At 40.4% G+C, this 26,996-nt stretch carries 21 protein-coding genes and 2 pseudogenes; 9 read left to right on the top strand and 14 right to left on the bottom strand.

The annotated features are described in order from the left end of the window. Positions 1–14: 14 nt before the first annotated feature. The 5 genes from ACZ1G6_RS00310 to ACZ1G6_RS00290 all read left to right on the top strand — a co-directional run bounded on the left by ACZ1G6_RS00310 (position 15) and on the right by ACZ1G6_RS00290 (position 6,834). A complete protein-coding gene (locus ACZ1G6_RS00310; protein WP_472617557.1) occupies positions 15–2,978 on the top strand; it encodes a TonB-dependent receptor domain-containing protein in 2,964 nt (987 codons plus the stop codon). Positions 2,979–3,222: 244 nt separating this feature from the next. Further along, positions 3,223–3,603, top strand: a complete 381-nt coding sequence (locus ACZ1G6_RS00305; RefSeq protein WP_472617556.1) for a hypothetical protein — start codon at positions 3,223–3,225, stop codon at positions 3,601–3,603. Beyond that, complete coding sequence (locus ACZ1G6_RS00300) at positions 3,590–3,877, top strand: hypothetical protein (RefSeq protein ID WP_472617555.1); 288 nt, start codon at positions 3,590–3,592, stop codon at positions 3,875–3,877. Before ACZ1G6_RS00305 ends, ACZ1G6_RS00300 begins: the two co-directional genes overlap by 14 nt. A gap of 22 nt (positions 3,878–3,899) precedes the next feature. Continuing rightward, positions 3,900–4,751 carry an alpha/beta hydrolase family protein gene (locus ACZ1G6_RS00295; protein WP_472617554.1) on the top strand — a complete coding sequence of 284 codons (852 nt, stop codon included), beginning with the start codon at positions 3,900–3,902 and terminating at the stop codon, positions 4,749–4,751. Between the two features lie 76 nt (positions 4,752–4,827). Continuing rightward, positions 4,828–6,834 (top strand): S9 family peptidase, encoded by a 2,007-nt coding sequence (locus ACZ1G6_RS00290; protein WP_472617553.1) that lies wholly within the window; start codon positions 4,828–4,830, stop codon positions 6,832–6,834. Between the two features lie 236 nt (positions 6,835–7,070). Here ACZ1G6_RS00290 and ACZ1G6_RS00285 read toward each other — a convergent pair whose 3' ends face one another. From ACZ1G6_RS00285 to bioH, 4 genes are all read right to left on the bottom strand, one after another. Further along, positions 7,071–8,951 carry a serine hydrolase domain-containing protein gene (locus ACZ1G6_RS00285; RefSeq protein ID WP_472617552.1) on the bottom strand — a complete coding sequence of 627 codons (1,881 nt, stop codon included), beginning with the start codon at positions 8,949–8,951 and terminating at the stop codon, positions 7,071–7,073. Between the two features lie 93 nt (positions 8,952–9,044). After that, positions 9,045–9,791, bottom strand: a complete 747-nt coding sequence (locus ACZ1G6_RS00280) for a putative metalloprotease CJM1_0395 family protein (RefSeq protein WP_472617551.1) — start codon at positions 9,789–9,791, stop codon at positions 9,045–9,047. Between the two features lie 22 nt (positions 9,792–9,813). After that, positions 9,814–10,056, bottom strand: a complete 243-nt coding sequence (locus ACZ1G6_RS00275; RefSeq protein WP_472617550.1) for a hypothetical protein — start codon at positions 10,054–10,056, stop codon at positions 9,814–9,816. Between the two features lie 76 nt (positions 10,057–10,132). Then, positions 10,133–10,903 carry a pimeloyl-ACP methyl ester esterase BioH gene (bioH, locus tag ACZ1G6_RS00270; protein WP_472617549.1) on the bottom strand — a complete coding sequence of 257 codons (771 nt, stop codon included), beginning with the start codon at positions 10,901–10,903 and terminating at the stop codon, positions 10,133–10,135. 59 nt (positions 10,904–10,962) lie between these two features. Here bioH and ACZ1G6_RS00265 point away from each other — a divergent pair, with 59 nt between their 5' ends. Continuing rightward, positions 10,963–11,664, top strand: coding sequence for a ComF family protein (locus tag ACZ1G6_RS00265; RefSeq protein WP_472617548.1), 702 nt, complete (start codon positions 10,963–10,965; stop codon positions 11,662–11,664). Here the strand turns inward: ACZ1G6_RS00265 and ACZ1G6_RS00260 are convergent. Continuing rightward, on the bottom strand, positions 11,651–14,215 hold the full coding sequence (locus ACZ1G6_RS00260; protein WP_472617547.1) for a M14 family metallopeptidase: 2,565 nt from the start codon (positions 14,213–14,215) through the stop codon (positions 11,651–11,653). The genes ACZ1G6_RS00265 and ACZ1G6_RS00260 overlap by 14 nt on opposite strands. Positions 14,216–14,380: 165 nt before the next feature. Between ACZ1G6_RS00260 and nfuA the strand changes: the two genes are divergently transcribed. Beyond that, a complete protein-coding gene (nfuA, locus tag ACZ1G6_RS00255) occupies positions 14,381–14,959 on the top strand; it encodes a Fe-S biogenesis protein NfuA (RefSeq protein WP_472617546.1) in 579 nt (192 codons plus the stop codon). A 26-nt stretch (positions 14,960–14,985) separates the two neighbouring features. Here nfuA and ACZ1G6_RS00250 read toward each other — a convergent pair whose 3' ends face one another. The 4 genes and pseudogenes from ACZ1G6_RS00250 to ACZ1G6_RS00235 all read right to left on the bottom strand — a co-directional run bounded on the left by ACZ1G6_RS00250 (position 14,986) and on the right by ACZ1G6_RS00235 (position 21,173). Next, on the bottom strand, positions 14,986–15,753 hold the full coding sequence (locus ACZ1G6_RS00250) for a glutathione S-transferase family protein (protein WP_472617545.1): 768 nt from the start codon (positions 15,751–15,753) through the stop codon (positions 14,986–14,988). A gap of 91 nt (positions 15,754–15,844) precedes the next feature. Beyond that, positions 15,845–16,781: pseudogene (locus ACZ1G6_RS00245) on the bottom strand (exopolyphosphatase). Positions 16,782–16,918: 137 nt separating this feature from the next. Continuing rightward, positions 16,919–19,777, bottom strand: coding sequence for a M16 family metallopeptidase (locus ACZ1G6_RS00240; RefSeq protein ID WP_472617544.1), 2,859 nt, complete (start codon positions 19,775–19,777; stop codon positions 16,919–16,921). An 88-nt stretch (positions 19,778–19,865) separates the two neighbouring features. Next, entirely contained in the window at positions 19,866–21,173 is a 1,308-nt protein-coding gene (locus ACZ1G6_RS00235) for an MATE family efflux transporter (protein WP_472617543.1), read from the bottom strand. Between the two features lie 96 nt (positions 21,174–21,269). On the opposite strand from ACZ1G6_RS00235, the gene ACZ1G6_RS00230 reads away from it, so the two are divergent. Beyond that, the gene (locus ACZ1G6_RS00230) at positions 21,270–22,358 is read left to right on the top strand and encodes a polysaccharide deacetylase family protein (RefSeq protein ID WP_472617542.1); all 1,089 of its coding nucleotides are present in this window, start codon (positions 21,270–21,272) and stop codon (positions 22,356–22,358) included. A gap of 53 nt (positions 22,359–22,411) precedes the next feature. Here the strand turns inward: ACZ1G6_RS00230 and ACZ1G6_RS00225 are convergent, their stop codons facing one another. Continuing rightward, positions 22,412–22,615 carry a helix-turn-helix domain-containing protein gene (locus ACZ1G6_RS00225; RefSeq protein ID WP_472617541.1) on the bottom strand — a complete coding sequence of 68 codons (204 nt, stop codon included), beginning with the start codon at positions 22,613–22,615 and terminating at the stop codon, positions 22,412–22,414. A 9-nt stretch (positions 22,616–22,624) separates the two neighbouring features. Next, entirely contained in the window at positions 22,625–23,149 is a 525-nt protein-coding gene (locus ACZ1G6_RS00220; RefSeq protein WP_472617540.1) for a DUF2975 domain-containing protein, read from the bottom strand. A gap of 146 nt (positions 23,150–23,295) precedes the next feature. On the opposite strand from ACZ1G6_RS00220, the gene ACZ1G6_RS00215 reads away from it, so the two are divergent. Next, complete coding sequence (locus ACZ1G6_RS00215) at positions 23,296–24,720, top strand: alpha/beta fold hydrolase (RefSeq protein WP_472617539.1); 1,425 nt, start codon at positions 23,296–23,298, stop codon at positions 24,718–24,720. A gap of 10 nt (positions 24,721–24,730) precedes the next feature. Here ACZ1G6_RS00215 and ACZ1G6_RS00210 read toward each other — a convergent pair whose 3' ends face one another. From ACZ1G6_RS00210 to cyoE, 3 genes and pseudogenes are all read right to left on the bottom strand, one after another. Further along, positions 24,731–25,330: a GNAT family N-acetyltransferase gene (locus ACZ1G6_RS00210; RefSeq protein ID WP_472617538.1), complete on the bottom strand. Its 600-nt coding sequence runs from the start codon at positions 25,328–25,330 to the stop codon at positions 24,731–24,733. Positions 25,331–25,338: 8 nt separating this feature from the next. Then, positions 25,339–26,001, bottom strand: a complete 663-nt coding sequence (locus tag ACZ1G6_RS00205; protein WP_472617537.1) for an SCO family protein — start codon at positions 25,999–26,001, stop codon at positions 25,339–25,341. A gap of 61 nt (positions 26,002–26,062) precedes the next feature. Next, positions 26,063–26,971 (bottom strand): annotated as a pseudogene (cyoE, locus tag ACZ1G6_RS00200) (heme o synthase). Positions 26,972–26,996 lie beyond the last annotated feature (25 nt).

Here is a 26,996-nt window from a genome sequence, read left to right as displayed (position 1 = left end):
AAAGGGAGATACATATGTTCACAAAAACAAAAATCGCTTTATCAGTGAATACGGCACTTTGCGTCGCTTTATTCTCTGGGCTTGGCGCTAGCGCTGCATTAGCACAAGAAGGCAGCGCAGCGGAAGTCACTGTTGAAAAAATTTCCATTACTGGTAGCCGCATCAGAGCTCCAGGCACCGAATCCACAAGCCCCATTGTTTCAATTGGAGAAGAAGAAATTGGTTTTTTACAAACGCCCGAGTTTGAAAGAGTATTAAGAGTACTCCCATCGACTATTCCTGCTGACGGGAGTAACGCAAATAACGGTACCGCTGGCGCTGCGACAATAGACTTACGGGGCTTAGGTGCACAACGTAATCTTGTGTTACTTGACGGCAAACGTATGGTGCCGTTTAACTTTAACGGACAAGTAGATACTACTAATATTCCTACTGCACTTATCGAACGGATAGATGTTGTGACAGGTGGTGCGTCAGCTGTATATGGTTCAGATGCAGTAGCAGGTGCGGTTAACGTAATCCTAAAAGATAATTTTGAAGGTGTCGCTCTTGACTTAAACCATTCACAGACCGATGAATCTGACGGCGATCAAGATAGTATTGCCCTGACAGTCGGGTCAAATTTTGACGACGGTCGCGGCAATGCTGTGGTATCAATTAGTTGGTTTGAGCGTGAAGCAATTCGATTAGGTCAACGCCCACTAGGTCAATTAGGCATTAATTCTAATACCGGTGCTGGCTATGCCGAATTCCTTGCCGGTCAGCAACCCGCTGAACCAATCGCTGGTTGTGGCGGCCCCAATGTCGTAGATTTTGTCAACGGCAGTGGTTCCACTACCGCTATCCCCACCCGTTTTGAGCTCATTGGGACTGGAGTGTCTGGCCAATTCAGAGATGATAGAACCCTTGGTGAGCAGTGTAGCCGTTTTAACTTCAATCCCTTTAACTTTTACCAAACCCCGGCGCAACGATATTCGGCAACAGCATTAGCAAACTATGAAATAAATGATCATGCGCAAGTGTACGCATCGTTTAACTACTCAAATAGCTCTGTGGATCAACAAGTCGCTCCATCTGGTACGTTTGGCGCAGCCTTTAATCTCCCTTTGTACAATCCATTTATTGGGGATCAAGCACTCCAGTGGATTCTAGATGGTGCAAACGATGCAGTGGCAGGAGGTTCGCTTGTTGATGGCGGAAGTTGGACAGACACTAATGCTAACGGCGTTGTAGACTCTGAGGATTCACTCAACGTCAGATTGCGCAGGCGTACATTAGAGTTAGGCCCAAGAACTGAGCGCTTTGATTCTGATATTTGGCAGCTGAATCTAGGAGTTAGAGGCGAAATTAAAGATGGCTGGGAGTACGATGTTTCGTATCAATATGGTGAATCAAACAGAACTACCGTAAGAGATGGCTACACTAACCTTCCAAACATTCAAGCCGCATTAGATACAAGAGATGGCGTAACTTGCGCATCTGGTGGAACGTGTGTACCCATCGACCTATTTGGTGGTTTTGGCACCATCACAGAAGCTCAAGCGGGATTTGCTCGAGCCATTGCTATTCAACAACAAAAATATGAGCAAGAGATAGGTTCAATTGTTCTAACCGGTCCAGTAGATGCGATAACTTTGCCAACTGCAGACGCGCCATTATCGGTCAGTGTAGGCTTTGAATTTAGAAATGAAACAGGTTTGCTTGAGCCGGATGAGTGTTTAAAATTGGCGCCAGCAAGTTGTCAAGGGGGTGCTGGTGGAAACTTACTACCCATAAAAGGCGGCTACAAAACTCAAGATATCTATTTTGAAGGTATTTTACCAATGATTGATGGTAAACCTTTTGCCGAGAAGCTTGACTTAGAAGTTGGCTATAGAAGCTCTGACTATGACACTATTGGTACTACTGATTCATGGAAATATGGCTTAAATTGGCGCCCTGTCGATAGCTTATTAGTGCGAGTCATGAAACAACGTGCCAACCGAGCACCCAATATCGGTGAGTTATCTTCGCCTGTAACCTCGGGTTTAAGTAACGCAACCCAAGACCCATGTTCGGTAGCAAATGCTGGTAATATCGATGACACTTTGCGTCAATTATGCATATCAACAGGCATGTCCGATGCTCAAGTGGGTATTATCCCTGATATTATTTCAGGTCAAATAAATACCTTTGCTGGTAGTAATCCCGACCAGCCACCGGGGCCAGAAGAAGCCGATACAACCACCGCAGGCTTTGTTTGGACACCTGATTTTGATACTTTTAGTACCTTTACGCTATCAGCGGATTACTATGACATCGATATATCAGATATTATTGGTAACTTTAGTGCTCAAGAGGTATTGGACTCTTGCTATATACAAGGTTTAGTCGAGGACTGCGCTAAAATAAACCGTGTAGGCGGTGATTTAACGGGCTCATCTGCTGGCGTTAACTTGTTTACTAGCAACCTGAAGTTCTTAAGGGCAGAAGGTATTGAAATTGCAATGAATATTGGAATGGATTTAGACGAATATGGCGAGATTAACTTTACAGCCAATATCAATAAATACCTTACCCAAGAATCTCAAAGCTCTGATAATGTCCCAGTAACGGACTGCAAAGGGTTTTATGGCACAAGTTGTACACCAATCTCGGATTTAAGATGGATTCAAAGAACGACTTGGAGCATGAATGACTTTACCGTGTCACTTCAATGGCGTCACATCAACTCTGTAGATGTTGAACTTCCAGAAGCACAATTGCGTTTTGAAGAGTTCAGAAGCATAGAGTCATATGATTACTTTGATTTATTTGCAAGTTATCATGTAACTGATTATGCAGTGGTTACCGCAGGTATTGATAATTTATTGGCTAAAGATCCACCTGTACTAGGTAATCAGATTGGCGCTACAAGAGCTAATTCTGGTAACACTTTCCCAAGTCAATACGACACGTTAGGGCGTATTTATAAAATTGGGCTAAACTTTAGCTTCTAAGAGATCTGTTAGTAAATATGCCAGCATTATGCTGGCATTTTTTATTTTAGATTAATATTTTGGTTAATTTGTGGCTAATTTCACACACAATCAAATCTTTAATAAACATAAACCACTGATAAATATGTAATAAATAAATGGTATGGTCTATGCTTTATAATAGGATTGCACTAAATTATTGGTCTAATTGACCATGTTGACTGAAACTGCTGATGCTAATAGTCATGCACAAAAGGACTAGACGATGCCCATTAAACTTGAAGATAGACCAATTGAAACAGTAAAAGAAGAAGTGATTGATACCTTGGTACATAACTACAGCCATGGTTATATCTCTAACGAAGCATTTGAACGCAGGCTCGATGTCGTAATAGAAACCAACTCTCATCAAGCAATGATGGACGAAATAGCTGACTTAGAACCTGTTCCTGATGATACTGTCAAAAAACACAAAGAAAGTCAGTTTTCAGTTAATTATAGTGACGAACAAACCGCCGATACTGACAGCATAGTGAATATATTGAGTTCGACTGATAGAAGCGGCGTCTGGACAGTCGCACGAACTATCAAAGTATTTAGCTTTCTAGGTGGCACTAAAATAGATTTTACTGATGCTAAGGTTTAGCTCACCTAATGTGACGGTAAAAGTCTATAGCATCCTTAGTGGGGATAAAATTTTTGTTCCTGAGAACGTAAATATCGTCAGCAAAGCCGTTTGTGTGTTAAGTGGGATTGAAAACAAAGCGCCTTCAATTGCTACCAAACAAGCACCAGTGATAACGGTTGAAGGTTTTATACTGTTGAGTGAACTGAAAATTATGATTAAGACAACCATTAAAGAAAAGTTTGTTGCGTTTGCTCATCAAATGAAAGAAATGTTTGAAACCAAGCAAGGTTGAACAGGAATAGGTATTCTTGTATATGAATATAATATATTGCATTAGTTTTTGCTTAAGCTTAGGTATGTCTGCTGGAGTCAGCGCAAATCAATGGATAATTGAAGATATTAGCTTTGTCAGCCAATCAAGTACATTGAGTGGAACGCTTGTTTATCCGGGCGATCAAAATGTAAAAGCTGCGGTAGTATTTGTTCACGGTTCAGGGCCTCAACAGCGAAGTATAAAATTAGCCAAGTTATTTGCCAAACATGATGTAGCAGCCTTTGTTTATGATAAAAGAGGCGTAGGAGAATCCGAGGGAGAATATGAATCGCAACAAAGTGTTAGTGAAAAAAATATCCGTTTGTTAGCGGCAGATGCTAGCGCGGCAATAAATGCGTTAAGTAGCCATTCATTCACCAAAGACCTTCCAATTGGCCTAACAGGCATCAGTCAAGCAGCTTGGATAGTGCCCATAGCAGCACTTGAAAACGAGCATGTTGATTTTATTGTGCTGTGGAGCGCACCTGTAACTAAAGTCAGTGAAGAAGATATATACAGTAAGTATACTAAAGACAAAGACACATCTGTGGTACCAAGCTATCAATCGGCGCTCGACGCGAGAAAAACGCCTTACATTTGGCCTCGTTTTCTGGGCAAAGATACTAACCCATCAGATAGCTTGAAGCATATAGACATGCCGGGTTTATGGCTTTTTGGTACTGAGGATGGCAGCATACCGGTTGATTTATCGATTAAAAGACTTAAGGTCTTGCAAGATAAAGAGCATGACTTTGATTATGTGCTTTTCTCGGGTGTAGGGCACAATAATATCCCCGAAACATTTGCAACAGCAGTAGATTGGATAGCTCGACAGGCCAAAACCATAAAGTAGGAATGCTTGTATTGCATATTCTGGTAGTTTAGTCTTTGCGTTCATAAAAAACGCGATTACTATTAGGGTAAGCATTATGTTTCGTAGTTTGTTACACGTCGTATTTATTTCTTTAATACTTGCACTAGGTCCAATCATTGCAAGTCAAGCAAATCAAAAAGTTGGCCTTGAACCACAGGATTATTTTGATTTTATTTTTCCCAAAGATCCTCAAATCTCACCAGATGGCAATACCTTATTATTTGTCAAATCAAGTACCAACAAAGAAGGTAGTGGCCGCGATTCACAAATCTATATAATTAAGAATGAACAGTCTGCAATGCTATTCACCAGTGGTAAAAATGACCATTCACCTCGATGGTCTAGCGATGGAAAACAGATTGCGTTTTTGCGTAAAGTCGATAATTTACCCCAAGTGTTTATTATTCCAGCAGATGGTGGCGAGGCAAAACAGCTTACTTTTATTGAGGACTATATCGTTAGCGTAAAGTGGTTAGCTGACAATAAACGCCTACTTTTATCCATAGATGCATCACCCCAAAAAATCGAGGAAGCTGACATTGAGAATACCCGAGTTGCGCCAAATGTAAGGATTTTCAATCAAGCTAAATATATGGCATCCGGTAGAGGCTTTTTAAGTGATGCTCGTGAGCACATATATATATTTAACATTGACGACCAAACTCTGGCACAAATAACCTCAGGTGAAGACTATAATGCGACGAGTCCAAGTGTTAATAAAAACACTAATGAGGTCATCTTCACCGCAAATATGACTGGAAAAGAATACGAGGGCGACTCAAACTTCGACATATTCAGTGTAAATCTAGACAATAAAACAACTCGACCTTTAACAAGCCATCCCCATTCGCAATACAATGCCGTTTTATCGAATAAGGGTGATTACATCGCTTATTTACATAGTGAAGCGGACTTTGAACAAACCGACCTTTATCTTATGAAAACCGATGGTAGCGAAGCTAGAAACCTAAGCAAAGACTTTGACCGTTTTGTAGGCGCACCTCAATGGCATGCAAACGATAGTTTTTTATATTTTGTGGCCAGTGACAAAGGTACACAGCGTTTATTTGCAGCTAACATCGACAGTGGCGAAATCAAAGCAATTAGTCCTAAACAAAAAAGTGTTAATCATGTGAGAATCTCATCAAGCAGCGATCTTGCCTACTTGACGTTAGAGGATTCGGTCAGTCTTCCTGAAATTTATCGACTTTCATTGAGTAGCGGTGTAACTGAAAAATTAACCACCTTCAATGATTCTCTTTTGGCCCAAAAGACACTATCACCAGCACAATCATTTTGGTTTGAAAACGAAAAAGGCATGAATGTACAAGGTTTCATTCACAAACCAATCAACTACACAAAAGGTAAGCAATATCCATTGATATTAAACATCAAAGGTGGCCCAGGCGGTATGTGGGGGCATAAATGGTTTCATGAAAACCAAATGTATGCCGCCAAAGGATATGCTGTGGCTTATGTTAATTATAGAGGTAGCAATGGCTATGGTATTGCACATAGTAAAGGCGTACGTCTTGACTACGGAGGCGCCGATTATCAAGATAATATTCAGTTTTTAGACGCCGTGTTATCGCAACAAGATTGGCTAGATGAAGATAAGCTCTTTGTGACAGGTGGCAGCCACGGAGGATTCTTAACTAATTGGATCACGACAAAAACAGATCGTTTTACAGCTGCGGTAACGCAACGAAGTGTCAGTTCATGGATTTCTGAAGCGGGAACTCAAGCCTTTACTCCTTCGCAAATGAGTTCTGAGTTTGGTGGTGACTTATGGACTAATTTTGACTACTACTGGGATCGGTCGCCACTTAAATATGCTAACAAGGTAACGACGCCAACACTCATTATTCATAGTGACGGCGATGTCATCACCCCAATTGGACAAGGTCAAGAGTGGTTTTACGCACTTAAAGCCAATAATGTCGAGACTGAGCTGGTTATTTTTGAAGGTGAATCCCATGGTCTTTCGCGCACAGGAACCCCTGTTAACTTAGTAGAAAGACTAGAACGAATTATCGATTGGTTTGAACGTTACTCCCATTGAGATAATGGTATACCACACAAAAAAAAGAAGGCTCTAAAGCCTTCTTTTTGTATCGAATGTCTAGGGAGTAAACAAGATACTCCTTTACTATATAAGGTTGTTAGGCACTTAATAGCGACTTGTGATAAGTTGTCGATTTGGTGTGACGAAAAGAGTAAAGCATTGTTTTAAATGGGAACTTAGCAAACTTCACTACACTTAAGCCTTCACTACACTCAAGCCTCAGTATTTTCTCACTATCCATAAGTTGTAATGCCAATAATGCCAAAGTACCAAAGATATAAGCTTACGACAAAGAAAAACGTAGAACTAAATAAGCAAAAGTACTTTGACCAAACGTTCATACTTGCCAAAACAAATCGCCAACTTACTACCATGCCAATCAGCGACGCCAATCCAAACGCATAACTAGCTAGCATCATCGAAACAGAATATACCGTTGGCTGTCCAAGTATCATGATGACGTCTTGGGACTGAGCGGCAACTTGCGCAATCATATACACAACAATACACATGCTTGCTACATAGGGCCAGATTCTGATTTGCATCGCCACACCTGGCTCTATTTTATTGCTAAGCCGACGATACAGCCAAACAAAAAACCAGAAAAAATGTGTGACCACTAAACCGACGAAGGTCCACATTCCGATTTGCTGTGAATAGTGTCTAAATGCCGATATTTTTTGATAATACTTATTATTAACATCAATCGCTAAACCGTCATCATCTTCAAGCAAAGCAAGAGAAGATTGAGAGTGCTCGGGTCTTCTCATTAAGTTATCTCGGTAGTGCACATAACGTATTTGGGTATTTTTGCTAGAGGATAGCAGCCCTCTATCTTGCAATAATTCAAACCGTTTTACCCCAGTAATTTGGTCAATAAAGCGTTGCATTTCTTGGCGTGGATTAACCGGCATATACCACCCTGTATAACGCTCTGCTAACACTTGGGAAATATCGCCAGCTTCAGGTGCAATCGGTGGTTTTAAGTCTTTGGTCAAATATGCCTGAATCAATGACTGTATTTCGTTCATCAGCTCGCCACCGTTGCGATTAATTGCAAATGCAAAACCAATGCCTAGCTCAGCCTCATATTGTAAAACAGATGCACCGCCATTAATGCCCCCATTGTGGCCATGGAACACAAATGCTTTGTATGGCGTTGTATAGTTGGTAATACCGTAACCCATTTCAAGCCCTAGTTTGCTTGCAAGCGTTGTGACAGGTTTTTCCATTTGTTGCATAGCGCTTGGACTCAGAATTTGTGTGTTGTTCGTCTTTCCTTGTCCCACTAAAAACTGCAAATAGTTAAGCATATCGTTTGCCGATGCATTAAGACTCCCTGAAGGACGCATCAAAATATGCCAATATTCTGCGGGTGTATTACCTTGATACAGTTGTGCAAGATCCTGCTTGTTTTGTGGTAGCCGGTATGTTGCAGTTGTCATCCCAATTGGGTCAAACAAATTCGCTTTTACGTAATCCTCAAAGTCCAGGCCGGTTATTTTTTGGATAATATACGCCACTACTGGCGCTCCTGAATTAGCGTACGACATCCGCTCGCCTGGTTTCCAACGAGATGTCCGTGATGCAGGGTGATAATCTAGACCCGCTTTTAAACTTAGTGGCGTGGGGTCGTTATTAGCATACTCTTTTAAATGTATGTCATCCCAACCAGAGGTATGTTGTAACAAGTGAATCACTCTTACGGGGTAACGAGTTTCCCATGGGTTTGTAAAGCTTATTTCAGGGGCTAGCTCTCGGACTCTTGCTTGTAAATCTAATTTACCTTCTTCGACAAGTTGAAGTGCGGCTAAGCCGACAAACATTTTTGATATAGAGCCCATTCTAAATAGAGTATCTGAGCTTGCAGCTTGATTAGTTTCTTTATTGGCAAGTCCCAAGCCTTTTGCATACCGAACACCATCTCTATCCATAATCGCAAGGCTAAGGCCCGGCACTGAATGGTAATCCATGACGGATAAAATTTGAAGCTCTAGCTCTTCTATGTCTTTAGCCACAGCAGGCTTTGAGCGTACAGATTCATTATTTTCTTGAGCTATCGCGTAGGTACTACATTGAAACAGCACTAGCACACTGATGATGATTCGAAGCATATTGCAGATCCTTTGGCAATGAGTCGTTTGCAAAGTATGAAAACACGTTATTGGAAAAAATGATAGTGGCACGCGGCTGCGATTTACCATCACTTATGCGCTTGTGACAAAACTATTAACCAGCGCTTGGTCTTGAATTTGCGTATAAGTATTGACCAATCTTGTTTGGGTTCTTACATTTGCCGCATCGCTGTGAGGGTTCGGCCTATCAGTATCTGATGACAGCCCCTCGGTCTGTTGATTGGCCAATTGAGCTCGTGCTGCGCTTTCTTTTTGAGAAGCTTGCGCTGCAACTTTTAGGTCTTGATTACTGGGTTGGGCTGGCGCTAGCGCTGCAGCTCTAACGATTTGCATTTTGTCGATTGTATCTTGGGGCTTTTCTTCCTCACTCACATCAATTGATACTTCCCCGCCTACAGCATAGCGGTTGCCGTCGGGCCCTTTCTCGTACTCGTAGGTTGGTGCACCGGCATATTGCCCTCCCACCGCAGCATGAGCTTGCTCATGCGCTCTAACTTCTTGATCTCGCCGCTTTAAAGCGTCAAGCTCTTGCTGTTCTTCTTGACTTAGTTCAAATTGCTGTGTTTGCCCAAGGCGTGATTGACCCTGTTCTGAAATAGTAACCTTATCTTTTGATGTTTCAGCATAAGCATCTTGTTGATTATTGCGCGAACGATTGCTTTGTTCTGGCAAAGCACTTTGAGACGTGCCTGTATTGAGTCCAGAGACTGCGCCTGAAATGGCATCTTTTTGACTGTTTTCTGCACGTGCGTTTGCCGTCCCTAAAGCTAATGGCGCTTGAGAGTTTGCAAGATAATCAAAAGGCAAAACCGCATTCATTTTTTTTAAGGACCTACTAATGTCAAACATATATATCAATAATTGAACCGAGCATACTATCACTGCGTTCAATTATTTCTGCGGAAGCTTGTGCCTGAGTTTGGGCACTCAATAAACTGATACTAGCCTTAGTGATATCTTTATTTCCTAACTGGCTATTTGCTAAATCATTTGCGGCACTAGTTAGTTGTTCAGACGCATTTTTGTATCCGTTTAGGCCATTGGTAAATGCCGATGGAGATACACCATTTGTGTTATAAATCATCTCAACCATCACCTGTAAACCCGTTAGTTACACTTCTTCGTAACTTAGGTATCGGCCGCGACTACACATTCTTTAACTATTTTTTTAGATTTTTTATAAAAAGATAAATCGCATCTATTACTTGTTGAGGATGGCTAATAAAAGGCGCATGTGATGCATGTTCAATAACGATAGATTGTGCGCTAGGATTAATATCTTGTATTGCATTGATTGCTTGATAGGGTACCAATGAATCTAAACGCCCATAAATCCGCATACATTTAGGATCAAGCTGCCTGAGCGCTTCGCGAAGATCTATCTGTGATAATATGTCTAAGCTGTCACTAAGAACGCTATGACTAGGATGCGGAAAATCTAAAACAGATTTCGCCATCTCTTTAATCGCCAATTTAGGGGCATCAAGCCCCAGACTCTGAATGGTCAGAAACCGTTTTAATAGAATAGGGAAATCACTGTGAATCTGTTGAGAAAACTGCTTCAGAACGCTTGGCTTTATGCCGGCCCAATCGTCATTAGCCTCAAACTTTGGGCTTGAAGCAATATATACAAAATCACTGTCTTGGTTTGTAAACAACGACATATATTGTGCAAGCAAACCTCCCAAAGACCAGCCTATCACGACTGTATTGGGTCCAATATCTTTTTGTAAATCCTGCGCCATAGCCGCTATATCAACTTGCCCAATTGGTATATCTTTGGCTTTGGTACCGTAGCCAAGTAAGTCAACACATCGAGTATCGACTCCCAATTGTTGCTCCAATTGGTTGGCAAAGCGAAGAAAAATACCCTGATTCATTCCCCAGCCGTGGATAAGCAAAATATCTATATCACTACTTTTAGCCAGCATCTTTTGTCTCTTTAATACTTTACGATTTATCTATTAGTGAATTTTGCATATCAAATACTTTGTACTTTTTTCATTCTTTACAACAAAAAATTGCAGCATTCATCGGTCATCAAGCATGCTACCTTTGCCGTCATTCAGGAGCAGATCTTATTTGCGATGACTGCCTTGCCGATTGTCACGTCTCATTGTTACCTTCTCCTGGACACAACTTACTTGAGAACACAAAAATACTACAAAATTTACAAACACCCGCATATCATACTTTGCATAGTTTGGGTTTATATGAAGGGGTTTTAAAGCGCCTTGTCAAAGATCTAAAGTTTGCAAATAAAGCGATTTGTGCAGATGTGATGTCAATTCTCTTTACTCATTATTTGTTACAAGTTCTTACAATACGCCAACAGGTTCCAGATGCTTTTATACCCATCCCATTAAGCCATAATCGATATATCAAAAGGCAATACAATCAGGCTCGCCTGATTAGTCAGCACTTATCAGATACCTTTGATGTTGAGCATATCGACGCACTCACCAGAATCAAAAACACTAAGCCGCAAGCAACCTTAAACAAATTAGCACGCGCACAAAATATTGAAGGCGCTTTTTCTCTTTCTTCGTTAGACAATATAACTCATGTTGCACTAATAGATGATGTCATCACAACAGGTAGCACAGTAAATGAAGCCAGTGCAACGATTTTGGCGTCGCACCCAGATATACACATTAGTGTATGGACAATCGCCTTATCTACATTAAAGTAGACAAATATAGCGCATTGGCTGTGATTTTATTCGTACCATCCCAGTAACCTCTAAAATGGACGTTATCAACTAAACCAATCACAAGCCCTTGACGCTTATTATTCACCACAACTGCAGTGGTATTCTTGATTAAATCCACCATCTCATCTGCTGCATAACCGCCTAATAAAGGCGCTGCTGTGTAAGTCGCGATGTCTGTAAAAGGATTATCACTGGCTTTTAGCACCATATTATTGGTCTTAAACACCGGTAGAGTGTTGTCATCAAAGCCGAAAAATAAAGGATGGCTTAAATCAATATTAGCTTCAAACGCGGCACCTGAAACAAGCTTTTTGGCTCGCAAGGCACTTTGATCTGAATACTGAAGTCCTTTTGTCGGGAATACCGCATCAATTGCGTCATTGCTCAAGATATCGTTATTTATCCAGTTATTTTCGGCAAACCAACGTAAGGCCGTCTTCTGACCAATCAACACACCACCTTTATTTAACCAATCGTTTATGTTGCTTAGGGCATTATCGGTCACGGCGTTATAGCGCCCAGACGCAAAAATAATGTGCGTATAGCGCTCAATATCCAAACGATTAAGATCCTCTATGTCCCAAATGGTGACAGGAAGGCCAATGCGTGTATCAAGGTAATGCCAAATCTCTCCAACCTCACCAGTTGCAGTACCACGACCTCCCACCAATAAAACTTGTGGTGAATCCACATTTTGAATCTGACCGGATCCCAAATCGATACCACTAGGTGTGAGTCCGCTTGTAATGCTATGCACTTTTATACCTAATTCATTAGCATAGTCAGCAATGATGTCTTCGTATCCATTGGGCTGTTCAAGAGCAATAGGGACGATGACCGTACCTTTATCAAAAACTGTTTGCGTATTACCTGTATTAGCAGTAAAACCATCGTTACTTACCCGCACAGAAAGGCCGTTATCTAGTAAATTTTGCACTAATCGTGGCGCATTATGATTGTGCCATTCAAACGCGTATGCGTATGCTTCAGGGCGCATCTGATTATTTGTATTAGGAAGGCCTGTCCAACTTGCTAATTCAAGTCGCCTAGCACTTGAGGCGCTTACTTCTTTATAGTCTAGATTAAACGCAAACCCGATGTTCCAGTTAGATACATCATAAAAGGTATTATCAGCAAAGCTTTTTCGCTCACTAAATAAAGAGCGTATTAATCGGTATTGATTTTGCGCAAGCGGAACATAAATCGACTGATTTGCGATAAAATCTTTATCATCGATGCTAACATTTTTAGATACCACGTTTAAATCGATTTTATGTGTTTGTAAAATATTGATCATTCGCTCAAATTTAGCTGGGTCCTTGGCTTGAGAAACAATAATCCCTGCACTTTTGTCTTGAGCTATGAGCTTTTGAGTATCACGATAAAACTGTCTTTGATAAGCCAAAATTGCCGCTTTGTTTGCCATTGCACCTTCAAACGTTGATAACGAGGTAATCACTTGGTTTCTTATACTGGCTGGAAATGTCAGTTCTCCATTAATGGATTCTTGCACATGCCCTCGGCTACTGGCTTGTTCAAATAGGATACCGATACTGCCGTGAGCATCTGGATAAGTAGACCCTTTACCGTAATAGAAATCGTCAAAACGTTCCTGCGTAAAATATAACTGCTTATTACTATCTAACGCTTTGGCATGGTACTCACCTAAGGCATTTGTTAATGTAACGTTTTGCGTAGGGGTCCATGGATTTTTGCGAGAAGGTACACCGGGCTGAAAAAAGTAGGTGCTATTGGTACCCATCTCATGAAAATCAGTCAGAATATGGGGCCTCCACGCTTGAAATTGATCAATTCGCGCTTTCGACTCAGGGTGAGTTAGTAGCAGCCAATCACGGTTTAAATCAAACCAGTAATAGTTAGTGCGTCCGTTGGGCCACATTTCACGATGTTCGCGATGCGCAGGGTCGGCATTTGCATTTTTCCCTTTATGCATATTTGCCCAATGCGCAAATCGAGATAAACCGTCAGGATTCATGGAAGGATCTAAAATAACCACATTTTCATTTAGTAGTTTCATGACTTCTGGACTATTTGACGCCGCTAAATGGTATGCCACTAACAAGGCAGCGTTGCTGCCAGAAGGCTCATTACCATGAACGCTATACCCCATATAAATGATCAAAGGGTCGTCTGAATCAGCGGCCTCGCCTTTCATGATATGCTGTTGATGCTTATCTTTAATTGCATCAATTTTGCTATGGTTATCAGGCGCGGTAATCGTTAGATGCAAAAGTGGTCTTTGTCCATGACTTTCACCAATCTTTTCAATCGTAATTCGATCCGACTTCTGTGCCAACACATTCATGTAACTAACGATTTGATCATGTCTAACATGCCAAGTTCCAACAGGGTATCCCATCACATCAGCTGGCAAAGGAATAGCAGGATCGTAGTTTTGGTCACTTGGCAAATAGTCCAGATCCTTTGTTTGTGCATTAACGCTCAAAACAAACATGGTGCTAAAGATTAAGAAAGTATTACGTAAAAGCCCAATAAAGCCCTTTTGCATGGCTTACCCCATTCAAAAATACAAATATATTAAAGGAGTAATTGTGGCTCAAAATGAGAAGAAAGTATAATTAAGCACAAAAAAAATATAATTTACTTAATACTTGAGTGTTTTACTCAAGTAATATTTGTTATACTGCGCGCAAATAAGCTTTGGAGGTGTTTTATGATTAATATTTCAGAATCGGCACAATCACATTTTGGTAAATTATTGTCACAGCAAGACGAAGGCACTAACATTCGCGTGTTTGTGATAAATCCAGGTACATCAAAAGCGGAGTGCGGTGTGTCTTATTGCCCACCAGATGCTGTTGAGCCACAAGATATCCGTTTAAATTTTAACGGGTTTGACGCCGTTGTTGATGAAGAGAGTGCGCCGTTTTTAGAAGATGCGCAAATTGATTTTGTTACTGATCAAATGGGCTCTCAGCTTACACTAAAAGCGCCGAATGCAAAGGCACGCAAAATCGCTGACGACGCGCCTATAGTTGAGCGTATTAATTACTTTATTGAATCAGAAATAAACCCAATGCTAGCTAGTCATGGCGGCCAAGTAACATTAACTGAACTCACTGATGATGGTATTGCACTACTTCAGTTTGGTGGCGGTTGTAACGGTTGTTCGATGGTGGATGTCACGCTTAAAGACGGTATTGAAAAACAAATGCTAGAAACGTTCGCTGGTGAAATAACGGGCGTTAAAGACGCAACGGAGCATGAAGCAGGCGAGCATTCATACTACTAAGGCGGCGATTACAGTAACGTGCATGACTACTTTATAAGCGCCCGCTTGATTAAGTAGTCTGGAACTAATAAGGGGTTGCTTGGCAAATGTGCCTGAACTGCTTTGCACCATTTTATAATAGGTTCAGATGCTAAGTAAGGTGATTTGCCATGCATGCCCATTAAATACCCCGATACTATGATTGGATAGGCCGATAAATCTGCTAGCGAAACCTTGGATTGCCCTCCTAAAAATGGGCCACTACCTAAGTGACAAACAAACTCTTTAGCAAGTTGGTGATGCATCTCACTAACTGGTTTCGTTCTGTCTAAACGACTCACCATTCTAACAATGAAAGGCGCTTTTTTGACAAAAAATGGCCATAATAAACGGACATACCAAGGTAGATGTGTGGCATCACTCACGGCGCGAGATAAAATCCAACCATTTCGAATCGCATCAATTGTATGCTCCCAATCTACCGCGGCACGAAATCTAGCAGGAATCAAAACATCGCTTATCCATTTGTCTATTTCAAGGATTTTCAAACCTTGCTTTTCATTATCCCCCATCAGTCCATGCTGCGGATAAAGAGTGTTTAACCAAATACCTAACTTGCTCGAATCTTTTCGCCACTGATTACCGATTTTTAAAACGGGTACTTGCTTTTGCTCAGAAAACGCAATTTCTTTGCTATGGATTGGGTTAACAGGGACAAAGGTAAAAGGTAACTTCTTATACTGAAGGTAACAGGCGACTTTCATCACATATGGACTAGTGGGGTAACCATAAAGTTCGATGGTATCAACTGACATAACACTTCCTTTTTTATGTCAGTCTACAACACTTTGATTACAAAGGCGGTGAAAAACGACTACAAAATCGTCATGTAGACCGCTGTTAAAACTATCCGTCTTGATTGATGCTAGCAATTAACTGAGTTTTGACTTCATCGCAAGTATTGTTGTCAACCTGACAAGTGCCTGCAGCCATATGACCACCGCCACCAAACTGCAAACACAGCTCGCCTACATTTGTTTTTGAGCTTCTATCCAGGATTGATTTTCCAATTGCAAATACCGTATTTTGCTTTTGAAAGCCCCACATTTGGTGTATCGAAATATTGCATTGTGGAAACAAAGCATAAATCATGAAACGATTACCCGCATAAATAATATCTTGGTCACGTAGATCAAGCACGACTAAGTTTTTATGAACGGTTGCACACTCTTTGACTTGCTGAGTAAATTTCTCTGCTTGCTCAACGTACAACTTTACTCTTTCTTGGACATCCGGTAAGGCGATAATTTCTTCAATTGTATGATTTCGGCAGTAGTCAATTAAAGCCATCATTAGTTGATAGTTAGAAATTGTGAAGTCTCTGAAACGCCCCAAGGCCTGTTCTGCTATCCATCAAGTAATTAAGTAAGACCCAACCTTGAGGGTTAAGTATTTCGTCTTCTGTAAATTGAGCGGCATCGGCCTTATCAACCGCCGCCATCATATCATTCCATGCCTCGGGGAAGGTATCTTTACCACCGTAATAATCATAAACCACGCGCGCAGCAGAGGGCGCTTTAGGGTCGATGATATGATTATCTTCGGGCTGATTGCCGTTTCGAGACATCTCACTTAAGTGATGGTCAAAAGCTAAGTAGCATCCGTCAACATAAGGTAAATTTGTTGTTATATCGTTGTCAGTAATATCAATAATACCGTCTTGCATATCCTTAGGATGCACAAATTTGATGTCATTAATTAGATCTAGCTGCTTGAGCAAGACAGCACAAACCAAGCCATCAAAATCACTGCGCGTTACCAACCGATATTTTTGGTCTTCCAAGGGGGCTACAGAACCAACAAATGTCACAAAAATCTCCCAAATATTCTCTTTTGAATCCGTTAACAAGGATGCATTTTTTCGGGAATTTTGTCTGTATCAAAACATATACGCGTGTGTTTGTAATGATAAGCAATCTATTATTTATTCAACAAGATTACCTCTCCAATGGCCATCTCTTGTAAACGTGAAAGTTGAGAATCCGCGTCACCAACCACTATAATATTCATACTTTGAGGCTTCACATGAGTTTCTATTATCGATTTTGCATTTTCTAAGGTCATAGCTTGAATACTCGACATATTTTGTGCCTGTACATCATCCGCCAGATTATTTCTGCCAATGCCTTGTACCAGCGCTAACTTGTCACCTAAGGTTTCATTTTTCAGCGCTTGACCGCGTAAAAGTGCATCTTTTGTTTGCGCCAGTTCATCATCGCTAAGCGAAACTCCATAGTCAGCTAGTATTTGACTAATGAGCTCAATACTTTCTTTTGTCACATTTGTTCTTACTGATGTGTTAATCCCAAATTGACCTTGTTGTGCATTACCAAAAGCGAATGAGCCTATACCATATGTATATCCCTTATTTACCCTTAGTTCGGTCATTAATTTCGACGTATATATTCCTCCAAGTGGAAAGTTTAGCGCTTCCAACTTTGGAAAATCTGGATGAGTAACAGCAAGCGCTGGTCTACGCATTCGCAGCACAGACTGCTTGGCTTCTGGTACGTTATAAAAATATATCTTGGTGTTTTCAACATTCGCTAAACGAGGCATATCTAATTTGTCTAAGGGAGTTTCACCTACACTGAACAATTTACCAAATAGCTGTGTTACTTGGTTTTGTGCAAAGTCTCCAACAATGTGTAAACGTGCAGATGCCATTACATAGTGTTTAGTATGAAAGTCTTTTACATCATCAAGTGTAATGGCCTTAATTTGCGTCTCGTTACCATTGCTTGCTATCGCAAGAGGCGTAGGTTCTGCATAGCTTAATTTGAGTTGTTCTCGTGTCGCGATAAACGCTGGATTTGCTTTTTGCGCTACTGCGCTTTGAATATAACGTTCTTGAAGTAATGAGAATTCTTTTTCATCAAAACGAGGATTGGCTATCATCTCCTGCAATAGTTCAACCGTGCTTACTAGGTTTCTTACAAGGGTTTTGCCGCGGATCACAGTTGACTGATTTGACGTTGATACACTTAACTCAGATCCAAGTTCGCCCAATGCTTGTTCAAAAGAGGCTAAATCAAGGGTCTGCGTGCCTTTTGTTAACATCGCTCCTGTCATCGCCGCAAGGCCTGGTTTTTCGATAGTAGCGCGTTGTTTGCCTGCGTCGAACTCAAGCGAGAATTCAATCAGTGGCACTTCGGTAGACTGCATACCAATTATGTCTAGCCCATTTTTGCCTTCAGTGCGCCAAATGCTAGGACTTGGTAATTCAAAAGCCTGTCCAAAAGGGGGCTCAATGCTGCGATCAAAAGATGAAGGACTCGGTTCAAATATGCGAGCACTTGGGTCATATGGCACCTCTTTCTCAGCGCCTTGTTTTACCACTTCTTCGACCACTTGCGCTATTTGCGCACCTTCCAAAGCAAGCTCCATTTGCCCTTTAGGAACGATACTGGTTGCCACAAAATGCTGACCCTTGATGTATTTTTTGTATACTGCAATGACATCTTCACTACTCACATCTTGTAGTCGTTTAATATCTTCTTGTAAATACCCTGGATTATCAGTGAAAACATTATATTCCCCCAACGCGATAGCTTTCCCCAATGCACTTTGTATTGCATCCAAAATGCCAATTTCAGCCTCGGTTTTAATGCGCACCAAAGCCTTTTCGTCAATACCATTTTGCTCAAACCTTTCAAAACCAGCCCAGATAGCAGGCATTAAATCATCGATGTCTTGGCCATCTTTTGGACTAACAAACAAGTACAATTCGCCTGCGAGCTCCTTGTTATAATTAAAGCCCGATACTTGAGTCGTTAATTGCTTTTCATCAATAAGCACTTCATTTAAAGGGGCACGTTTACCTTGCGTTAAATAATTAAGCAATACATTAAGAGCATAGGAATCTTCATGATATTCGGGCACGGTAGGCCATACTAAAGTCAGTTGTGGGACGGTCGCAAAATTATCCTCATGAGTAAATAGTTTAGTTTGTGTCAGTGCAACCGGCTGGACTGAAGTGCTAGGAGTTGGCTTGTCGCCACTAGGAATATCGCCAAAGTATTTTTCGACTAATTGCTTTGCTTGTTCAATCTCAAAATCACCCGTTAAAGTGACCGTAACATTATCGGGTCGATACCATTTTGCAAAAAAGGCCTTTGTGTCCTCTAATGTCGCATTTTCTAGGTCTTCTAAAGAGCCAATAACTTGGTGATGGTATGGGTGGCCCTGCGGGTAAATTGCTTTGCCGATAATGTACAAATTATGACCATATGCTTGATTATCAACGCGTTGACGTTTTTCATTTTTCACAACTTGTTTTTCGCGGTCTATCACGTTTTGATTAACCGTATTAATGAACCATCCAAGTTTGTCCGCTTCGGCCCAAATAATTTTCTCTAAACCGTCCTTTGGAACTGCCTGAAAATATTGGGTCATATCGGTTGTGGTAAACCCGTTAGTACCCTCGCCTCCTATCCGAGTGTTCATTTCATCCAAACCGCCATACCCGAGGTTTTCAGAATCTAAGAACAAAAGGTGCTCAAACAAATGCGCAAAGCCTGTTTTTCCAATTTCTTCACGGCCTGAACCCACATGAACTGCCAAATTAATTGCGACAAGAGGATCTGAGCGATCGATATGAAAAATAACATCAAGACCATTATCTAAAGTCACTTTTTCGTATTCAATGGAAGGCAAGCTAACTTCGTCGATTTTATCTTGTTTTTGAGTTGAGGTTTGTTTGTCATTGCTGCACGAAACAATTAGCAAAGCTGCCAAAATTGAAATGCAGATATACGAAAATCGAGTGCGTGAAAACATTGTATCTTCCCTGAGTAATGTGCGTTTTTTTAAACGGTATGTGATTTTATGTGTAAAGTCGAGCAAACAGCTAAACAAAATATCCCTTTTAGCGTAATAAATATTGCGATTTACGCATATATAAGTACATATAATACAAGCCAAGAAACAGGCCGCGACAAGCTAAAAATACAAACATACCAATCCACAAGGCAGTATTTTCAAGCTCACTTGCGATATACCATGCCGGTAAAAATCCTAAGAAAAGACTCATCAGCATCGTGATTTGCATAGGAGCCCCCTTCCCAAGGCCAACAAATACACCGTCAAACAAAAAGCACCAGTGAGCCACTAAAGGTAATAGTACAATAATGTAAATATGTTGATTAAGCGTTTCGATAACTGACTGATGCGTGGTTAATAAACTGATCACCCAGTCGTCTATGAAATAAAAAGACACCGTATAAGCAATCGCAAATACGCTTGACCACAATAAGCCAAGCAAAACGAACTTGTGCAGTCGCTTAAGGTTACCTTTGCCTTTTTGTTCACCCACTAGTGCCTCAACACCATTTGCGACCCCATCTAAACCCAAGGCAATAAGAGCAAAAAATTGCATGATGATTGCGTTCATCGCCGCAGCATTTGCGCCATAAGAAGCGCCTTTTAAGGTGATAAACGCTAAGGTAAACTGCAAGGCTAAATTACGCACAAACATATGCCCATTTAATTGCAAAAGCGGAAGGATTTGTTGTAACGATAAAGCACTTATGACTTGCTTGTTAAGCGCGTTCATATTTAACGAACGCCTTGCCTTAATAATGATAACGCCAAAGGCAATAAACACCATTGTGTATTCAGCAATAACAGTACCTGCGGCAACCCCCTTAACAGCTAAGTCAAAACCATAGACTAGTATTAAGCTTGCTACGATGTTGGTAATATTGATGGCAAGTTGCAACCCAAGTACCCAACTAGTCTTTTGCTGGCCTATTAACCAACCAATTAATACCATATTGAGAAGTGCCGCAGGCGCCCCCCAGATTCTGACCGAAAAATAATCCTTTAAGCTATGATTAACCGCCTCACTGGCTTGAGCAAATTGAAGCCCCAAAGATAGAATCCAAGGGCTTGCTATTAACAATATACCTGAAATAGCTAAAGCTAATGCGCTAGCTTGGGTAAGTACTTTTATCGGCTCAAAGCCTCCCTTACCTTTTGCTGCAGCACTTAAGCCTGTAACAGACATCTTCATGAAGCCGCAAATCCAATACACCTGAGTTACGATAAGACTGCCAATCGCTGCGCCCGCTAAAAACGAAACGTCATCCATTCGGCCTAAAATAGCCGTGTCAACAAAACCTAATAAGGGCGTAGTTATATTTGCAAGAATCAGCGGAAACGCTAGACTTAGCAAACTATAGTGAGGATTGGCTTTAATCGAAATACTCTAATCCTTAGTATTTATTAGCATAAATATGATTCTTAATTCTAATACAGGTACAAAAGCTCAATGCGTTTATTGCCCTTATTATTTACTTTTCTTATGTTGATATCTGCGTCGGTAGGTTTCGCTGCTAGCGCAAATACAAAGAGCTCAAATAGTAATAGTAATTTAGTCATTTTACAGTATCACCATGTGTCTAATGATACACCTTTAAGCACATCTGTAAGCCCCCAGATATTTAAAGAACACATGGAATGGTTGAATAAGCATCATAATGTGATTGATCTAAAACTAGCACTAGGACGCATTGCCCAAGGCGAATCTTTACCCGAGTTCGCAGTGGCCATTACATTTGATGATGGCTATGTGAATAATTTTACTCATGCTCATCCCATTTTAGCAGCCTATAACTTTCCTTATACTGTCTTTATTAATCCTACTCAAATATCAAATGTCCAAAGCGATAGTAATGTTCATCTGTCATGGTCTCAAATAGATAAAATGAAACCCTTAGCTCGTTTTGCAAATCACAGTCTTGCACATCTTCATTTGACGCAAAAACTAAATGGCGAAGATGAAAAAGCTTGGTTAAATCGAATTATCAACGACATAGAACAAGCCGAAACACAAATTGCGAGTAAACTTTCTTATAGTGAAAAGTGGTTGGCCTATCCTTTTGGTGAATATAATACCCAACTTAAGCAAGCGCTCAAAGAAAGGGGTTATATTGGATTTGGACAGCAATCTGGGGCGGTGAACATTTATAGTGATTTTGGAGCACTACCCCGGTTTCCTGCGTCAGGTATCTATGCCAATTTAGACAGTTTACAAGTAAAACTGAAAAGCTTAGCAATGCCCATTGAAATGCTTAGCCCGCATCGATATGTATTTGAATACGGTGAAGTACTAGAGACTGTTACACTTAGAGTACCAGACATAGACGTTCGTAAAGATGCATTATCTTGTTTTTTCAAAGGCAAAAAGGTACCCGTTGTAACCGAAGGTTCAATGGTTAGCGTTTCACTAGAACACACCTTTAAAGCAGGGCGAGTACGGTACAATTGCACAGCACCAAGTGTTAAGTATCCAACACGTTTTTATTGGTTTTCACATCAAATGGTCGCACCAAACAAAGACAATATCTTCATCAATTAAGCAAAAATTGCATGCGCTTAAAACTAGAATTCGTTCCTAAGGAACGAATTGTGTCAATCATCAAAAGCCAATAGATCATAAGGCTGACAATCTAATTCTTTGCATATTTTCGCCAGCGTATTGAATCGGATGCCTTTTACTTTGCCAGATTTAAGTAATGACAAGTTTTGTTCTGAAATACCAATAATACTAGCAAGCTCCTTGGACCTCATTTTTCTTTTGGCTAACATCACATCAAGATTAACGACAATCGTCACAAGTTTTACCTATATAAATTCTTTATTTTCAAGCGATATTGCAAGGGCTTCATCAAATACTTTGGCAATAACGAAAAAGATAGCCCCTACAATCAGCAAAAATACATCTTGACTACTGATATTAACGGATAACATCTGCTGCCCATCGGGATGGTTGATTGACAAAATGAATACCACTAAAGAGTAAATTACCAAGTTCAGTATAGCAATTAAGATAAGGCTTTGTGCAAACCGTTTTATTGAGCGAATATTAACAAACTCAAAAATGTTCCCGTTTGAAAAGTGCCTAAAGGCAACTCTTAAGTTATATATTCCCCACATTAGTATTATTGAGGGGAAAATAGCAATTATAACCACTACGTATATCTGCCAAACTTCAACCGTTATCCATATTATAGGTACTTGAATATTCGACATCACTATACTTTTAAGTAGCTCATATGAACTAAAAAAATAAACCCACAAAATAGGGATTAATACCAACATTGCACTCATTACAAAAAACAGCATTTTACTCATTGTTTTAATATACATACTAACTCTTATTTTAAATTAATTAATGTTTTACATTAATTAAATTTGATCATACATTAATAATATAAAGTTTTATGAGTTAATTTACAATGTATAATTTTGCATCTGTTAGTCAGTTTGTTTTCCGTATGTTTTGTGGCGTCATTATGACTTTATTATTGCTAAGTTGTGATAGCACGGATGCGTTAAAGCCCATGAGTATGGATAATGCCAATAGCATAAATGCGCGCTGTCCTGAAGCGTTGCCCAATATAGGCAATGATGTTTGTGGCTTATATACTGTCCCACTTAACTGGGAATCAGGCTCATCAGTTAGCATCAATGTCTTTTTAAGGGCATTTAAAAGGTCTCAAGCAAGCAAAGGACAAGTATGGATTCTCGATGGCGGTCCAGGAGCAAGTGGATCTACTTTCTCAGATCCGAAGTTTGTAAAACTAATTCATGATATGGGTTGGGATGTATATATCCCCACTCATCGCGGTGTAGGTTATTCAACTCACCTAGATTGCGGACTCAATCATCAAACATTCAATGAGCAGTTTGTTAAACGATGCACGCAAAACTTACTTATTCAGTATCCAAAAGATATAAACTGGTTTTCTGCTACGGGCTCTGCTTTTGACCTTCAACACCTAATTCGTGCAAATAATACAAATAATCAGAACGTTGTATTGTTGGGGACATCTTATGGGACATACTTAGCACAACGGTTTATTCAATTGTTCGAGCAAGATATCGACGCCGCAATACTATTAAGTGGCACAAACTTAAACCCACAACTTGAGCACTTCGCTCATTATGAGCAAAACACACTGTTAGACATCCTAGACTTATGTCAAACACAAGATGAATGTCGCAGTATGTTTCCAGATAGTGCAAAACACACCTTGCAATCTTATCTTCAATTACCAAAAACTAAGCAATGCCAATATGCACTGTCAGACTCATTCAATAGCGGCATGTTAATAAAAAGTGTGGCATCAAGCCATTTGCGTGTAGAGCTTCCTCTAACTATTAAAAGGCTAGCGCGATGTTCTGAACAAGACATTCTGGAAATCAACAGTACGGTTTTGCTAATAAGAGACAACGCCATCCAGAATGCTCAACGTTTGTTTCAATTTAATCCGCTAATGACGCATCACCAAATGTATGTGGATTTATTGAGTGAACCAAGTTCACTTATAGATAGAATTGATGTGTTACCCTTTGGTGAAATAGATACGCAAATTCAGCAATACCTTTTGTTGCGTCAGCAATGGTTACTGCATGATGATCCAATATTATTAAGTCACTCGCTCCAAAGCGACTTACCCATTCTAGCGATTCATGGGAAACTCGATATGCAAGCTCCCGTCTTATGGTTTAACAAACTTCAGAGCGAGTTAATTCACTCAAAGCAACATGCCATTTTATTTGAATATGCCGGACACGGAACTCCAAATTATACTGAGCTAGAAAATGGCCAAAATTGTACTTGGATGTTGGTTGAAGAGTTTTTAAATGTCGACAAAAACAAATTAGATACCGATTGCGTGGCGCAAACGCTACCACTGATATTTAAATCACAATGAACTAATTACGCTAAAATAAAGGCCTTTGCATGCGCAAAAAGCTCTGGCTGCTTGGAGCAAATCGTTTTTCGCTTACGATTGTAAAGTCACACGCGTAATAAAATGAGATAGCTTCATCATTGTTAGCGTCAACATCAAGGATCAATTCTTCTTTTTGAAATTGTTTTGCCTGTCTTATTGCATACGCAATTAGCTTTTTGCCAATACCATGCCCTCTAGCATGCTCATTTACTGCTAGGTGCCCTATACAAAGTTGATGATCATCTGGAGGTAAAAAGACGTTTACGAGCATTGGATTAGCCTTTACTAGACGGGAAATTTGTCCAGCGTCTAAAAAAGAAGTAAGACTATCGATGGTGCCTTGAGTAAAGTCATCGGGCATGTTTGAGTGCCAAAGTGTTAAACAGGCTAGAACCGTTTTCCCCTCACAAGCAAGTTGATGACGTTTAGCACTATATTGTCCATCGTTTTGTGCACCAGCTCTTTCAATATAATCGATTGTTTTTTTGGCTGAACCAAATAAAAAAGGCAGTAATGTATTGGCGGAGCTTAATACTAACGGCGCTAACGATTTTGCATCACTTGCGTTACCTTGCCTCAATTCAATCATCGATAATTTTACGAATGATTTAGTAAAATAGGCACATCTATAGCTAGCTGCTGCACATCAGAGATTGATAGCTGTCCAGGTGTATGCTGAGGCTTAAACCGACCAACTACATTACCTTGAGGATTAATAACAACGATTGAAGCGCTGTGATCTACAAGGTAATTCGGATTATCTGTACTTTCGCTTAATGAATACATCATTCCCATGCTTCGGACCAAAGGAAATAGTTGATCGTGTGGACCAGAAGCTGCAACAAAATCAGAGTTGAAGTAGTTAACATATTCGTTAAGTCTTTCGGTAGTATCTCGCTTTGGATCAACCGACAAAAACCATATTTGCAAAGGCGTATCTTGAACTGATTCAAGTAAAGTCGGATATATTTTATTTAACTCAGATAGAGTTACGGGACAAATATCCGGACAATAAGTATAGCCTACAAAGGCCAAAGTCCATTTATTTTTAAGGTTAGCGTTGGTAAATTCACTGCCGCTATGATGAGTTAGCGTAAAATCCGATAGCGCACGTTGTGCAGGATACCAAGACATGTGCGTTGTTTTTTCAGATAGTGGCTTTGCTGCATCATCGCTTGATGGCGGCGCAATAACCAAGGCCAAATATATACCTAAACCAAATACTACTGCCAGTAGTAGGCCAAGCCATTTATTATTCATTTTATTTGCTTCTCTTGTAAATCAACAACTACTGCAATCTCAAAAACTAACACTGTTAAACTTAAAAAGGTAGATAGTGATCAACCAGTAATACAACAAATAATACCATCAAATGTAAAATTGAAAACTTAAACGTTGCCATTGCTGTGCTGCTTGTAGGTGCAAATTTAAGCTTAAGTGCCATATACATAAAATAAGCATTCAGCAAAGAGCTACCAACTAAGTAAATCATGCCACTCATACCTGTTAAGTAGGGCAGTAAACACACTAAACAAAGTAAAACCGTATACAGCACAATACATGTCTTTGTAAATTCAACACCATGGGTGTTAGGCAACATCGGAATTTCTGCTTTTGCGTAGTCTTTTTCTCGATGAATCGCAAGCGCCCAAAAATGAGGAGGCGTCCAAGTGAACACAATCAATACCAACAGTAAGCCATAGGCATGGATTTCGCCTGTCACGGCCGTCCATCCTAACAAAGGAGGCGCGGCTCCCGCTAATCCACCAATCACAATATTTTGAGGTGTTGCGCGCTTTAAATACATTGTATAAATAACTGCATAACCAACTAGGCTCAACAAGGTTAGTCAGGCGGTAAGCATATTAACAAACACAGCAAGAGCGGCAAAACCAGACGCAGCTAATACAAATGCAAACAATAAGGCCCGTTCGACAGAAACTTTACCTTTGGCAACTGGACGATTGAATGTTCTTGCCATTACAGAATCAATTTTATGATCAACTACGTGATTAATTACCGCAGCAGCCGACGATAAAAACCCAATACCGACCATACCGGCGATAAAGATTACTGGGTCTATCCAAGACGGGGAAGACAAACACATGCCAACTAACGCCGTCAGAAGTAAAAGCATCACAACGCGTGGTTTAGTTAGTTCATAATAATTGCCCCAGCTTTCAGAAAAGCTTCTAGGCTTTGTTGCGTTGACGCTTGTTGCTTTAGCCACCACTGACTCCTTGTTTCATTTATTT

This window comes from Glaciecola sp. HA4-3 (assembly GCF_055693685.1).
Note: the sequence above shows the minus strand (reverse complement) of the source record. Positions and strands in the feature narration are given on the sequence as shown.